At 59.0% G+C, this 14,262-nt stretch carries 14 protein-coding genes; 4 read left to right on the top strand and 10 right to left on the bottom strand.

The genetic code is table 11. The features are described 5' to 3' along the window. Window positions 1–7: 7 nt before the first annotated feature. Entirely contained in the window at window positions 8–838 is an 831-nt protein-coding gene (locus RTI30_RS03860; RefSeq protein ID WP_312262893.1) for a PHP domain-containing protein, read from the bottom strand. 118 nt (window positions 839–956) lie between these two features. On the opposite strand from RTI30_RS03860, the gene RTI30_RS03855 reads away from it, so the two are divergent. The 3 genes from RTI30_RS03855 to hemG are packed head-to-tail and all read left to right on the top strand — an operon-like array spanning window position 957 to window position 4,097. After that, complete coding sequence (locus RTI30_RS03855) at window positions 957–1,682, top strand: hypothetical protein (protein ID WP_312274738.1); 726 nt, start codon at window positions 957–959, stop codon at window positions 1,680–1,682. 41 nt (window positions 1,683–1,723) lie between these two features. Next, window positions 1,724–2,779: an AI-2E family transporter gene (locus RTI30_RS03850; protein WP_312263040.1), complete on the top strand. Its 1,056-nt coding sequence runs from the start codon at window positions 1,724–1,726 to the stop codon at window positions 2,777–2,779. A gap of 7 nt (window positions 2,780–2,786) precedes the next feature. Beyond that, complete coding sequence (hemG, locus tag RTI30_RS03845) at window positions 2,787–4,097, top strand: protoporphyrinogen oxidase (RefSeq protein WP_312263041.1); 1,311 nt, start codon at window positions 2,787–2,789, stop codon at window positions 4,095–4,097. A 6-nt stretch (window positions 4,098–4,103) separates the two neighbouring features. Here the strand turns inward: hemG and RTI30_RS03840 are convergent, their stop codons facing one another. The 9 genes from RTI30_RS03840 to RTI30_RS03800 all read right to left on the bottom strand — a co-directional run bounded on the left by RTI30_RS03840 (window position 4,104) and on the right by RTI30_RS03800 (window position 12,290). Then, window positions 4,104–4,892 carry a L,D-transpeptidase gene (locus tag RTI30_RS03840; RefSeq protein WP_312263042.1) on the bottom strand — a complete coding sequence of 263 codons (789 nt, stop codon included), beginning with the start codon at window positions 4,890–4,892 and terminating at the stop codon, window positions 4,104–4,106. Between the two features lie 75 nt (window positions 4,893–4,967). After that, a complete protein-coding gene (gene recG, locus RTI30_RS03835) occupies window positions 4,968–7,022 on the bottom strand; it encodes an ATP-dependent DNA helicase RecG (protein ID WP_312263043.1) in 2,055 nt (684 codons plus the stop codon). Window positions 7,023–7,027: 5 nt separating this feature from the next. Further along, on the bottom strand, window positions 7,028–7,240 hold the full coding sequence (locus RTI30_RS03830; protein ID WP_312263044.1) for a DUF1858 domain-containing protein: 213 nt from the start codon (window positions 7,238–7,240) through the stop codon (window positions 7,028–7,030). Continuing rightward, complete coding sequence (locus RTI30_RS03825; RefSeq protein ID WP_312263045.1) at window positions 7,227–7,628, bottom strand: Rid family detoxifying hydrolase; 402 nt, start codon at window positions 7,626–7,628, stop codon at window positions 7,227–7,229. The genes RTI30_RS03830 and RTI30_RS03825 overlap by 14 nt, the downstream gene beginning before the upstream one ends. A 17-nt stretch (window positions 7,629–7,645) precedes the next feature. Continuing rightward, the gene (locus RTI30_RS03820; RefSeq protein WP_312263046.1) at window positions 7,646–9,913 is read right to left on the bottom strand and encodes a bifunctional (p)ppGpp synthetase/guanosine-3',5'-bis(diphosphate) 3'-pyrophosphohydrolase; all 2,268 of its coding nucleotides are present in this window, start codon (window positions 9,911–9,913) and stop codon (window positions 7,646–7,648) included. Next, entirely contained in the window at window positions 9,897–10,172 is a 276-nt protein-coding gene (gene rpoZ / locus RTI30_RS03815) for a DNA-directed RNA polymerase subunit omega (protein ID WP_312263047.1), read from the bottom strand. The genes RTI30_RS03820 and rpoZ overlap by 17 nt, the downstream gene beginning before the upstream one ends. Before the next feature lie 23 nt (window positions 10,173–10,195). Continuing rightward, window positions 10,196–10,828, bottom strand: a complete 633-nt coding sequence (gene gmk, locus RTI30_RS03810) for a guanylate kinase (protein ID WP_312263048.1) — start codon at window positions 10,826–10,828, stop codon at window positions 10,196–10,198. A gap of 2 nt (window positions 10,829–10,830) precedes the next feature. Then, window positions 10,831–11,688 carry a YicC/YloC family endoribonuclease gene (locus RTI30_RS03805; RefSeq protein ID WP_312263049.1) on the bottom strand — a complete coding sequence of 286 codons (858 nt, stop codon included), beginning with the start codon at window positions 11,686–11,688 and terminating at the stop codon, window positions 10,831–10,833. A gap of 56 nt (window positions 11,689–11,744) precedes the next feature. Then, window positions 11,745–12,290 carry a Slp family lipoprotein gene (locus RTI30_RS03800; protein WP_312263050.1) on the bottom strand — a complete coding sequence of 182 codons (546 nt, stop codon included), beginning with the start codon at window positions 12,288–12,290 and terminating at the stop codon, window positions 11,745–11,747. Between the two features lie 193 nt (window positions 12,291–12,483). Between RTI30_RS03800 and RTI30_RS03795 the strand changes: the two genes are divergently transcribed. Further along, the gene (locus tag RTI30_RS03795; RefSeq protein WP_312283373.1) at window positions 12,484–14,181 is read left to right on the top strand and encodes a TonB-dependent receptor domain-containing protein; all 1,698 of its coding nucleotides are present in this window, start codon (window positions 12,484–12,486) and stop codon (window positions 14,179–14,181) included. Window positions 14,182–14,262: the final 81 nt, after the last annotated feature.

The following is a 14,262-nucleotide window of genomic DNA, read 5'->3' as shown; positions in this document are numbered from 1 at the left end:
GGGTAGCTCAGTGTAATGAAAAATCTGCGTATCCGAGGCGTTCCCAAACCGGTTGCACACCTTCGGGAAGGGGAAAGATTTGGCCAATCTCGGCATGGCCGATTTCCGGCCCGTGAAAATCCGAGCCGAGAGAGGCGGCGAGGTCGAGCTGTTGGGCCAATCTGCCGAGATGCTCGCGATCGGCTGCCCCTTGGGAACCCGAGCTGACCTCGATGGCGCCGCCACCGGCGGCACGGAACTCTTCGCAGAGGGCGCGCAAGCGCGAACCACTCAACTTGTAGCGTCCGGGATGCGCCACCACCGCGATGCCCCCGGACTGCCGGATCCAATCTACCGCCTCGGACATGGGAATCCAATCACTGGGCACGTAAGCCACTTGTCCGCGGCCCAACCAGCGTTGAAAGGCCTCGGCATTGTCTTGACAGTGGCCGGTGTCCTTCAACCAGCGGGCAAAATGAGTGCGTCCAACCATACGGCTGCCGGCGAGTCGGCGAGCGCCCTCCTCAGCACCCGGCATACCCGCTACGGCCAGTAGACGACTGATTTCGGCAGCGCGCCAGTCCCGAAATTCCATGATACGCGCAAGCCCCCGTTGTAGCTCACGATTGTGAATATCGATCCCCAACCCCACGATATGAATACCGATACCGCTCCACTCGCTCGACACTTCGACTCCCGGGATGAGGCCGATGCCCCGTTGCGCGGCTTTCTGCTGGGCCTCAACAATACCGGCGGTATTGTCGTGATCGGTCAGTGCCATCAGGCGCACTCCACGCTCGGCAACGCGCGCCACCAGTTCCTCCACGGACAAACTCCCATCGGAGTGCAGAGAATGCATGTGGAGGTCTACAGGAGACCGCGGGGACAAAGACGACATTGGAAACTCCAAGCGACTGCTTCGACCAGCTTTTATGATACCATCGCAGCCTGGACATAGCACTGCCAAGGAGTCTCCCTTGCCTTCCCTCGCCGACATTGCCAGCGCCAAAGCCCGTTTCGAACAACAAGTTCAACCCTTATTGGCACGGTTTGCCGAGAGTAAGATTGCCACCGGCGAACAAGTTACACCGCCGCAACTGGTCGACGCCCTGCGCCAGCTTTTCGTCGTGCTCGAGAGGGACACTGCCGAGTGGGATCCAAGCCTGCCGGAAGATGAGGCAGAGCGGATTGGCGACCTGAGCATCGGCCTACTCATGGATCTCGCCACCTGGGCGGAGCGACTGGGAGAGCGTAAGACCAAGGCTGCCCTGGAAGTGATCAGCGTGAGTATCGCCGCTTGGCTGGTACAGGAGCAGCAACCCATCCACACCCTCGATCCGATCGTAAACGGCCTCGCCATCCTGGCCAATGCCGAGGCCGATCCCACCGCACTCGCGGCCCTGGCACGACTCATGGGCGCCGTGGTTGCCGCTGCCGAGGCGGACTACGCTGCCGATTTAGAAAGCAATGATCCGCAACGTCCCTGGCGCATCCTGCTCTTCAATTGGGGAATCACGGCTACCCGCGCCCATGCACCGGAACTGATGCGCCAAGCCTTTGCCGCCCTGCAAAAATTCCTCCCTGCCGATGCGCCGCTATTTTTCCAGGAAGGGCGTCAGCAGGTGCTACAAGGCGAATTTCCGGAGGAGGTGCGTAAAGTGATGCTCGAGGCAGCTGCCGGCAGCACGCATAGTCTCCATTGAGACTTGCAAAAACCGTGGCCTCTGCAGGAGAGCACCGATTCATGCGCCAGTACTGGTTTCCCCTTCTCTTCCTCGCCTCTGTTCTTTGGCTGCTCTACCTGCTTGGGCCCATCCTTTCTCCCTTTGTGATTGCCGGGGTACTCGCCTACCTGGGCAATCCCCTAGTAACTCGCCTGCAGCGCTGGCACATACCGCGTGGCCTTGGGACCACCCTGGTCTTTCTGATCGTCCTCATCCTCCTCGCGGCGATTGTCGTTGCGCTCTTACCCATGGTGCGCGCCCAGACCATAATCGCCATCAACTATCTGGGACAGTACGCACAGCTCTTGCAAACGCAGTGGGTGCCGCAAATTTCCCAACGCCTTGGGGTACCCCTCGACAGCCATAGCTTGAGCCTGCTCGCCAGCAAAAATGCGAGCAAACTTGCGCACTGGGCCAGTAGCAGCCTACAAGTTGCCATTACCTCCGGCTCGGGGGTCTTATCGGTACTGATGAACTTTGTACTGATCCCGGTCATCGGCTTCTATCTGCTGCGCGACTGGCCGCGACTGCTCCACCGCATCGATGAACTGGTTCCTCGCGCTTACGCGGCGTTGGTCCGTCAGCTCGCCATTGATTCCGACCGCATGCTCATGGCCTTTTTACAGGGTCAGCTACTCGACATGCTGGCCCTTGGCGCCACCTATTCCATTGGTCTCAGCCTCGTTGGTTTGAAGACCGCGCTTCTCATCGGCCTACTTTCGGGTCTGCTCAGCTTTGTACCCTATCTGGGCTTTGCCAGCGGCATCCTGCTTGCCAGTCTGGCCATGTACATCCAGGGCGGCACCTTTCTTTCCATTCTTGAGGTTTGGGGGGTGTACGGGGTAGGACAGATTCTCGAGAGCACCATCTTCATCCCCATGCTGGTGGGAGATCGCATCGGGCTGCATCCGGTGTTGGTGATCTTTGCGGTTTTGGCCGGCGGGCAACTCTTTGGATTCGTGGGCCTGCTCGTTGCGCTGCCCATCACCGCCGTCCTCATCGCCCTGCTCCGCCACGCTCATCGCTGGTACTTGGGCAGCCCTTCGTATACCGGCGCGCCAACGCTGGAGGAGTGATTCCCGAATGGAAACCGTACCCTATCTGATCGTCGGTGCCGGCATTACCGGCTTGAGCCTTGCCTATGCTCTGCAGTCAGCAGGCAAGGAATTTCGTCTGCTCGAGGCTGGCCCCGGCGTAGGCGGCAATATTCAGACAGAGACCGAGGCAGGATTTACCTACGATCTGGGCCCCAATACTTTACTGGTGCGGGATCCTCGCGTTGCCGCGCTGCTGGAGGAACTCGCACTGCCGGAGCAGCTTGCCAACCCCTTGGCCCGCCGGCGCTTTGTGGTCAATCGGCGGCACGAGTTGGTCGCCTTGGGCCCCAAAACCTTGCTTGGCGGCAAACTCCTCTCTGCGCGCGCGCGCCTACGTCTGCTCACCGAGCCTTTTCGTCCGCGCGCCACCGGCGACGAGAGCATCGCTGCCTTTGTACGTCGGCGTCTTGGGCCGGAGGTACTCGACTGGATGGTCGATCCCTTCGTTTCTGGTGTCTACGCCGGCGATCCCGAACGTCTCTCCCTTGCCGCGAGCCTGCCGCGTTTGGCGCAGATGGAAAAGGAGCACGGCTCGCTACTCGGTGCCGCCTTGCGCGGACGTCGTCGCAAGGGCAGCAAAAGTCGATTGCTTTCCTTTGCTGGCGGCATGCAGAGCCTGCCTCGAGGAATCACCGCGCGGCTCGGCGATAAGATCCTCTGTAACAGTCCTGTTACCGCGATACACCCCACAGGAATGACTTGGCAGGTGGAGAGCGCAACTGGCGACTGGGAGACCGAGCGCCTGATTCTATGTCTACCGACCCAAGAGATCGCCCGGCTACTCCCCCCGCAGGCAGAAGCACTGCGCCGCCAACTCGCTGCCATCGAGTATCCGGAGCTTGCAACCGTCGCCTTGGGCTTTGGCCGCGAACAAGTACAGCATCCCTTGGATGGCTTCGGCGTCTTGATCCCCCGGCAACTCGGCATAGCCACCCTGGGCGCCCTATTTTCTTCGACGCTCTTTCCCGATCGCGCACCCACCGATCATGTCTTGCTCACCGCCTTTATTGGCGGTGCCCAGGGAAAGCTGCCCTCTGCAAAAACCGAGGACATTGTCGCGCGTGTTGTGGAGGACCTGCGGTCTTTGCTGGATATTCGCGGTGAGCCCCGGTTTCAGCGCGTGCGTTGGTGGCCGCGCGCCATTCCGCAATATCAGTTGGGGCACTTAGCGCGCGTAGAGGCTATCGACGCTGCTCTGCAGAGTTGGCCGGGGCTCTCCCTCCTCGGCAATTGGCGCGGTGGTGTTGCTTTGGGAGATTGCATCGGCAACGGACTGGAATTCGGCCGCAGTCTCTAGTGGTCTTCAGTCTGTCGGTTTTTCGGTAGCAGCGGGGGTGCCGGGCAAGCTATCGGCAACATGATGATATTGGAAGGCTAGACGACGGCTTTGACCGACCTGCTCCCGATAACTTTCCACCTCACCAACGATATCCACGGGAGTACCGGGCTGAATCAACTCGGCAATATCCCGGGCATCGTGATTCGACAAGGCGACGCAACCCGCCGTCCATCGCCCTGGGAAGACCTTGGCATCGCGACTGTACGAAAAATTTGGACCCATACCATGGATCCCGATGTACCCCCCCAGGGGCGTGTTTTGCGGCGGTGTTTGCCCGTTATCGAGGGCTGAAACAATGGCTTGGTACTGTGCACGACTGATGATGCCCTCGCGCAGGCCCCATTCTGCATCCTGGCGATTCGGATACGTCAACAACATGAAGGGCCCGTACTGCGTGCCCCAGCGCACATAGCCGATGTGATAATGGCCAAGCGGGGTTTTGTCATCACCGCGAATGCGTCGCTGTGCAGCTCCCCCAAACCCAATGGCAACCGGATAACTGGCGAGGAGTTGCGAACCGCGGTAGAGAAACAATTTACGCTGATCGGCGTTGATAACGATGTGTAGGGTGGCCGCTTGCGGTGCCGCAGATTGCGTCGGTGCCACGGGAGCCGGACTGGAGGCGGGGGGAGGCGGAATCTGCGCAGCATAGTACGCGACGGAATGCACCTGGCTGGGCGGCAACTGGCTTGCGCATCCTCCCAGCAAGCTCATTCCTAGCAAAACCAGCAATCCGGATTGCCAATGCCTCATATGCTTCCTCCGTCGCTAAAATTTTTCGCAGAATACCTGAAAACATTGGTTGATGTCTATGATTTCAAGACTATTTCAGCCAATGCTGGCATACCCGCTCGCGGCCCCCAGCCAGCGTCGAATGAGCACCTCCACGGCTACCGGATTGTCGCGCTCCAGGGTCTCGGCAAGGCGCGGGAGCAGGGCCAACAACGCTTCATCCCGCAAAAAATCGGCAATGCGCAACTGACGCTCACCGCTTTGCCGAATACCGAGAAACTCCCCCGGGCCGCGCATCTCGAGGTCTTTGCGCGCAATCACAAAGCCATCCTGAGAGGCACGCATGATCCGCAAGCGCTCGCGGGCTTTGGCGGAAAGCGGGGCCCGATACAGCAAAATGCACATGCTCGCCGCCGTGCCGCGCCCTACCCGCCCGCGCAGCTGATGCAACTGGGCAAGCCCCAAGCGCTCTGCATGTTCGATGACCATCACCGAGGCATTCGGCACGTCTACCCCCACCTCGATCACCGTTGTTGCCACCAATAACCGCAGGGCCCCACTGCGAAATGCCTCCATGATCTGGGATTTTTCTTCGCTGCGCTGGCGACCGTGGAGCAAACCGATGGCAACCCCGGGCAGAGCCTGCTGCAGCTCGGCGTAGCTCGCCTCTGCCGCTTGCAGCTCGAGCACTTCCGACTCCTCGATCAAAGGGCAAACCCAGTAGATTTGCCGACCTTCGGCAAGGAGACGATGCAAGCGCCGGATGAGTTCCTCGCGACGGCTATCGGCCAAGACCAGGGTTTCGATGGCTTGTCGACCTGGCGGCAAGGCGTCGATGCTGGAAAGATCGAGATCGGCGTGCAAGGTCATGGCGAGGGTGCGCGGAATGGGGGTTGCCGTCATCACCAGAAGATGCGGCAGCGCGCCTTTCTCAAGCAGACGCCGACGCTGATCAACACCAAAGCGGTGCTGCTCGTCGATAATCACCAAACCGAGCCGGAAAAAGGTGACTTCATCCTGAAACAAGGCTTGGGTGCCGCAGAGTACCTGTATATCGTTTGTTTGCACCGCCGCTAGGGTTTCCCGCCGTTGTCGTGCGCCTTGGCTGCCGAGCAGCAAGCCCACCCGCAAGCCCAAGGGCGCAAACCACGTCGACAGACGGTCCTGCAATTGCGCCGCAAGGATTTCGGTGGGGGCCATGATCGCTACCTGCATGCCCGCAGCTACTGCATGTAGGAGAATAGCGGCGGCAACCAAGGTCTTACCGGAGCCGACATCTCCTTGCAGCAAACGGCGCATGGGTTGGCTGCGCGCTAAATCGGCCACCGCTTCGGCAATGACCCGTTCCTGGGCGGCAGTCGGCGTAAAGGGTAACCGCGCGCGGAGCTGTTCCCAGAGCCTCGGGTCAGGAATGGCAACGGCGAGGCTTTGCTTTGCTGCGCGGGCGCGCTCGCGGCGCAAGGCCAAGTGATGAGCCAGGAGCTCATCCAAAGCCAGGCGTTGCCATTCCCGGTCCTGGGGCGTTGGCGCGGCGCCCGCCGCTTGGTGCAGATGGCGAATGCTGCTTGCCAGGTTGGGCCAGTCCGGGAGAAGACCTTGCAGCGGATCCGCCAACTCCGGCAACAATGCCAAAGCCGAGGCAATGAAGCGCCGCCACTGCTGTTGGTGCAGGCCCTCGGTACTCGCATAAAAAGGCGTCAGGTGCGTGGGTAAGTGAAAGTCTGCACGATCCGCCAACTGCCATTCCGGATGCACCATCTCCAGCCCATTCAGTCCGGAGCGTAATTCTCCAAAACACCAAAGGCGACGTCCGGCGTGCCACTGCTGGCGTTGGCTAGGCGCAAGGTGAAAGAAACGCAGGGTGAGTCTGGCCGCGCTGGCATCTCTGAGCTGTAACAACCACTGCTCGCGCCGACCCTGCTGCCGCTGCAAGGCGATGATCTCGCCCAGGACCGCCGCCTCCATACCCGGCCGCAAAGAGGCGATAGGGAACAGTTGGCGGCGATCCTGAAAACGAATGGGGAGATAGAACAGCAAATCTTCGATCTTTTCCAGACCGAGACCTTGCATCCGCTGCGCGAGAGCCGGCCCGACTCCCGGCAGCGAGGTGAGCGGATCAGCGAGATGGTAGCTGGGTTTTGCTCCCGCCATGGGGCTCAGCGGCTGAGATCGGCGGCGCGGCGTGCTTCCCAGTCGGCGAGCAAAGACTGCAAATCGATGTGATGCATGGCCGCCACACCCGCCAGGGTTTCCCGGTCGGCAATAAAGCATTCGTTACAGCGAATGCCCCGCTCCTCGAGTAGCGTACGTAACTCCGGGTAGCGCTGCAGCAAGGCGCGCATGGGTAATTGCCAATCAGTCGGCAGCATGACTCGTGCCCTGCACGGCAACGATACCATCGATCTCGACCACAGCACCGCGCGGCAAAGCTGCCACCTGCAGTGCCGCCCGCGCCGGGTACGGCGGGGTAAAAAAGGCTTCCATGGCGGCATTGACGGCCGCAAAGTTGCTGAGATCAGCCAGATATACCTGTAGCTTGATGGCGTGGCGCAAATCCGTACCAGCGGCCACACAAACGGCCTGCAAATTATCCAACACCTGCTGCAGCTGCACGGAAAAATCCCCCTCGACCAAGTTGCCGGTACGCGGATCAATGGGAATCTGGCCAGACAAATAAAGCAAATCACCATGAACCATGGCTTGGCTGTAGGCGCCAATGGCCTGGGGGGCGGCAGGGCTGTGTATGGGCTTTGGCATCGAGTTTCTCCTGAAAGTCATCCTTTGACGCGCTGTACCCGCGATACCGAGGGCAGGGAACGCAGACTGCGTACCACCTGCGCTAGGTGATCGCGATCACGCACGCTGATGGTAAAAGTAATGCCGGTGTAGAGGCCATCCTGAGGTTCGATATCGACATGATCGATATTGGCGTCGGCCTGGGCGATGTGCGTTGCCACCCGCGCCAAGACACCTCGACCACTCTCGGCAACGACTCGCACCAGCACCGGAAACTCGGCATGCACCGCCGGATCCCACTGCACGTCGACCCAACGATCACGGCGTTTGCGCCATTCTCGGATGTTATGGCAATCGTGGGTGTGCACCACGATGCCCTTGCCTGCAGTTATGAAACCGAGGATGGGATCGCCGGGAATGGGGCGACAGCAACGCGCCAGGGTAACCGGCATGCCCTCGGTGCCGCGGATGAGCAGCGGCTGATTGTGCTCTCCTTCCCGCCCCTGGCGACCGGGCAATAGGGAGCTCACGGCCTGCCCCAAACGCCGCGCGGTTTGCGCAAGACGCCCGCGTTCCTCTTCGGGAACCAGTTTTTGCGCCACCACCAACGGAATCACCTGCCCAACGCCAATCGCAACCAGCAAGGCGCTGCGGTCTTCCACCTGGAAAGTTGCACAGACCCGCCGTACCTGTTCCTCGTCGAGGGCGTCGATGGATGTTCCCAGACTGCGCAGAGCCTTGTCGAGGAGATTGCGTCCAAGCTGCTCGGCATCACTCCGTTGAATCGTCTTCAGATAGGAGCGGATATTTGCCCGCGCCTTGGCAGTCGCAACGACCTCCAGCCAGCCCGCCTGCGGATGCGCGGATTCGGCGGTAATGATCTCCACTTTGTCACCGTTGTCGAGAATGCTGCGCAGGGGGACATAGATCTCGTTGATCTTGGCGGCCACCGCTCGATTGCCGATATCACTGTGTACAGCATAAGCAAAGTCGATGGCCGTAGCCCCCCGTGGCAGCCCCAAAATCTTCCCCTTGGGAGTAAATACATAGACCTCGTCGGGGAAAAGGTCCATCTTGAGGCTCTCGAGAAACTCTTGGGAATCGCCGCCCTGCGCCTGCAATTCCAGCAGACGCTGGATCCAGGCACGCGCCTGGGCCTCGGCATGGGCTTTTTGCACGCCGCTCTTGTAGAGCCAGTGCGCGGCCACCCCTGCCTCCGCCACCCGATGCATATCTTCGGTGCGAATCTGGACTTCCACCGGATGACCGAAAGGGCCCAGCAAAATAGTATGGAGAGATTGATAGCCATTCGATTTGGGGATGGCGATGTAATCTTTAAAACGGCCAGGGATGGGGCGAAACAAGCTATGGACGATGCCAAGCACGCGATAACAAGTATCGACATCATCGACGATGACCCGAAAAGCATGCAGGTCATGAATAGCAGAGAAAGGCAACCCCTTCTTCTGCATCTTGCGGTAGATGCTATAGACATGCTTCTCCCGCCCACTCACTTGGGCGCGGATGGCCTCCTGCCGTAAGCGCTCGGCAATGAGTTGACCGATTTTCTGCACCGCCTCTTTGCGGTTACCGCGCGCTGCCTTGATTGCCTGGTTGAGGGCATGCCAACGCTTGGGGTAGAGATGGGAGAATGCCAACTCCTCCAGCTCTATCCGAATGGCATGAATGCCCAAGCGCTGGGCTATGGGAGCATAAATCTCCAGGGTTTCGCGGGAGATGCGACGCCGTTTCTCTGGCGCCATGACCCCCATGGTACGCATGTTGTGGAGCCGATCGGCGAGTTTGATGAGCACCACCCGGATGTCTCGCGACATGGCGAGAAACATTTTGCGAAAGTTCTCTGCCTGCGCTTCTTCTCGGGTTTCGAATCGCACCTGGCCGAGTTTGCTGACGCCGTCGACCATCTCTGTGACTTCGGCGCCAAAACGCGCGGTCAATTCCTCTTTACTGACATTGCAATCTTCGATGACGTCGTGCAACAAAGCGGCCTGGATCGTTGCCACATCCAGCTGCAGTTCGGCCAGAATACAAGCGACGGCTACCGGATGATGAATGTAGGGCTCGCCGCTGCGACGCTTTTGCTCGCGATGCGCAGCCGCTGCGAGCTCGTAGGCATCACGGACGCGCTGCACGTCCTCCGGCGTTAAATACCGTTGTAACAGAAGACGGAGCGGCGCGCAGGGGTCTTCCAAAGCCGGCACGACCGGCGACAGATGCAAGGTCTCGACGTTATCCGCCAGCAATACGAGATCTGGCGCGTCGTTGCATTCAGTCGCCGCCGACATCCTCAGTACCTACCGGCCCGCGTCGCGACGCCCCCGGAAAGCTGGCGAGCAAGGGTGGCGTCGGCTCATCGAGAATGGCGCGAGAAACCTTGCCACTGGCAATTTCCCGCAAGGCAACCACGGTGTTCTTATCGCGACCAGCAGGAACGAAAGGTTGTGCACCACTAGCCAACTGGCGGGCACGGCGGGCCGCCACCAGGGTCAACTCAAAACGATTGTCTATCTGCGCTAGGCAGTCTTCGACGGTAATACGGGCCATGACAGCAATTCCTCTATGTATATTCAAGCCAATAAGTCGTGCAGCCGCGCGTGCTCGGCGTGCTGCTGACGGTTGCGCCGCAGATGCTCGGCGCGAACGATGCAGCGCAGGTCTTCCAAGGCGCGCTGAAAATCCTCATTTACGACGAGATAGTCGAATTCGTCGTAATGTAGCAGTTCTTCCCGCGCTGCCGCCAGTCGCTTGGCAATCACCTGGTCACTGTCCTGGCCACGTCCGCGCAGACGCTCGGACAGGGTGGCTAGGGACGGCGGCAGAATGAATATACTCACCACGTGCTCGGGCAAGCGCTCGCGCACCAGACGCGCGCCCTGCCAATCGATCTCCAAGAGACAGTCGGTACCAGCAAACAGTTGTTTTTTGACCCAGGATTCTCCGGTGCCATAGTGATTGCCGTGCACCAAGGCGTGCTCGAGGAATTCCCCTCGCTCCGCCATCGCGGCAAATTGTTCGGCAGAGATGAAGTGGTAGTCTCGCCCGTCTTCCTCTCCAGGACGCGGAGCGCGAGTGGTGTAGGACACCGAGGTGCGAAGATTCGGCGACTGCTCCACCAACGCCTTGGAAAGGCTGGTTTTGCCCGCGCCACTGGGCGCCGAGATGATCCACAAAATACCGCTGTAATGCGCGTGCTTGGCCATGACTATTCCACGTTTTGAATTTGTTCTCGTATTTGTTCGATGAGCACTTTGAGTTCGATCGCCGCCTGACTCACCTGCTGATCGCCTGCTTTGGAGCCCAGGGTGTTGGCCTCGCGATTACACTCCTGCACCAGAAAATCAAGCCGACGACCCACCGGCTCATCCCGCTCCAGTGTCTGGCGAAACTCTTGCAGATGGGTAGCCAAACGTTCCATTTCTTCTGCCACATCTTGCCGGTGCAGATAAAACACCAGTTCTTGCTCCCAGCGCGCCGGCTCCACCTGCTGCCGCAATTCACCAAGACGCCGATCCAGACGCTCGCGCAGGCGCGTCTCGATGAGCGGCAACTGCCGTTGCAGCGCTGTCAAAATCTCCCCCATGTTGTCCAGCTTGTGGCGGAGAATCGACGCCAACGCCTCACCTTCGCGGGCACGAGTCGCCTGCAATTCAGCCAGTGCCGCATCCAGCAAGGCGAGGAGCTGCTCTGCCGAAAGATCCGCTGTTGGCGCCTGCAATACTCCGGGCCAGCGCAACAAATCCAGGGCAGAGGGCAACGGTAGCGGCGTGCCCCAGAGCTCGGCAGCCTGCCCCGCGGCATGGCGCAAGCCCTGGAGGAGACCCGAATCGACCTGCAGACTGGCCTCCCCACGCGATTCCTGGCGCAGCCAAATCTCCACTCGACCCCGCTTGATTACCTGCCCGACCCGTTGCCGAATCTCTCCCTCGAGACCCAGATGCGTCTCGGGCAGGTGCAGCACCGTCTCCAAGTATCGGTGATTGACGGCACGAATCTCCCAGACGTGGCTATCCCCCTTCTCGCCCCCCACGACTCGGGCATACCCCGTCATGCTGCGTAACATGCACTCCCCACTTCCCGGAAAGTTGGCAGTCTAACACGCAGCGGCACCGACGCCACTTACCACCAGGGATATCCCCACCCCCAACGCGGGCCCCAGGGCCCGATATAGCCCGGCCAGCCCCAGCCCCAACCGCCGGTGAGCACGACGGTATTCATCCGTGGCTCCGGTTCCGGCAAAGGCCACAGGTATACACGGCTCGCACTAATACGAGGGTAGGGATAGTCGTACCCCCCTACTTTCTTTTTGACGACCCCGGTTATCGTTCCCACAAAGGTCATCTCGCGACCAGCGGCATAGAGGGTCGGGTCGTAGAAGCCGGGCGCACAGGCAATGAACCGGCCTGCATCGGCAGACTGACGACCCAGCCGCGGACGGCCGTCTCGGTCCAGGGGAAAGCCGAGCATGGTAAAACAGGTTTGATCCGCCTCGGGCTCGGTCTGGATGAGTTCTCCACCCCAACGTACCAGCTTGCCATTCTCGGCGCCGGTCTGTGCCTGGTGTGGGGTAATGGGGGGGAAGTCTCCCGGGATGGGCGACATCGTCGCGCAGGCACTCAAAGCCAAGGGGAGCACAGTCAACGAAAAGATCTGCCAAACTCGCATAAAATCCCTCACTACAGAAAGAGTTACCACTAGCATTCTAGGTCATTTCGTGAAACCGGGGTGTCACAAAAGTGTCACAAAATGTTCATCATAGTGAAACAATTTCCTGGTAGCCTCTATGACTTATTACGGATCGATCTATGCCATCGATCTCGGTGCCGCGAACCTCGTCACCCTTGATATGGAGCGTATCATGAAAGCAAGCAAGCCTTTGAGCCTTTCTGTCTCGGCAGCCCTGCTGTTTTTGACCCAGACTGCCGCCCATGCCGATACCCAGTCCCTAGGGACCGTAACCGGTACTGCTAGTAGCGGTTCCACAGGTTTTTTTGGCGCTACACCCAAGGTCAACGTCGGTCACACCCCTGCGTCGGACATCCAGCAAGTGCAGAAGTTCGACAAGACCGCCACCAACCAGGAGACCACCATCACCAAGGGTCAGTTCGACATGCTCACGCCGACCGACTCCTATACGCAAGCCCTCAACAACCTGCCCAATGCCATGGTGGTCAGCAGCGGCGATAGCATGGATGGCGACGATGTCTACATCAACGGCTTCAGCAAGTCGCTGATCAATTTCACTCTCGACGGAATTCCCCTCAACGACAACGATAGCTACACCTACTACACCAACGAATTCATCCCCTCGGTGCTCGTGGCCAATGCCAAGTATTACCCTGGCGCAGAATCTGCCGCTTTGCCGGGCCTGGCTGCATTCGGCGGCGCCTTTGCCACCAATAGTCTGCAGCCCTCACCGTTCCCTATGGTGCGCCCGATCGTTGGCGGCGGATCGTTCGGCAAATACAATTACGGCGGCCTGATCAATACCGGGCTGTTTGCCAAAAATGTCGCACCAACCTCTGCCTGGATTTATATGAATAAAATCCAGCGCGATGGTTATTTTCAAAACAATGGCGCAATTCAGACCCAGTTTCTTTTCAAATCCGTCACCCACGTTGGCCCTGGTGATCTCACCCTGTTCTTTACCCAGAACAATCAGCGCTTCAATTATTACAATGGCGCCACCCCTACACAAATCGCCCAGTTTGGTCAGGATTACAATAGCTATACCAGCAATCTGTACAACCCCAATGGCACCATCAACACTAATTACACCGGATTCAATTACAACAACTATCTCAACTGGCTCGGGTACGCCAAATATGAGGGCCAGCTCGGCGCGGTGCATTTTTCTGACCAGCTCTACTATTACTATGGCAACGGCTTTGGTGCCGGGGCTACCACATTCAACACTACGTTGTTGACACCTGCTGGCACGATTATTTCTGCCAATCCGCGTAATTATGGCGGCGCTCTACTACGGCAGAGCGTGAACTTGACACATCGCTGGGGCAATATTGCTCGCCTTCTTTTCCCGCTCGGGCCGGTGGATACCGAAGTCGGGTTTTGGTTCAATCATAATAATACGTTGCATGCGGCCAACTATTATAGTTTGGCCAATACCTATGTAGGCGCAAATTACTACGAGCCCGTGGTAACTGACACCTATGAACCTTATCTCGTCTTCAATTATAAACCTATCGACGCCCTTCGCCTGACGGCTGGCGTCAAATACCTGTATGCGGAGCGCAGCTTTGTCGACGACGTGGCCTTGGCCCGGAAGCTTCCGGGACAATTCAATGTCAATTTTTCCTCGGTCCTACCCTCGGTGGGCGCGAATCTCCGCATTCTGCCCAATTGGCACGCCTATTTTAACTACACGGAAAACAGCAATCCACCTGGATACAACCAGTTTTATACCGGAACCTACAATCCCAACCTGAAGCCCCAGAGTGCAAAGACGTACACTTTTGGTACCAATTGGGAGGTTGGCCCCTGGACCTCGCAACTACAAGCCTTCCGGGTAGATTTCTCTAAGGAAGATCTGATCTAGCCGAAGAAGGCATTGCCGTTGATCCAGAATCTCAAAAAAAACGCCATGAGGCCCATTGCTGATCGAAATACCACTATTTTC

This window comes from Candidatus Igneacidithiobacillus taiwanensis (assembly GCF_031962545.1).
Classification (GTDB): Bacteria; Pseudomonadota; Gammaproteobacteria; order Acidithiobacillales; family Acidithiobacillaceae; genus Igneacidithiobacillus; species Igneacidithiobacillus taiwanensis.
Note: the sequence above shows the minus strand (reverse complement) of the source record. Positions and strands in the feature narration are given on the sequence as shown.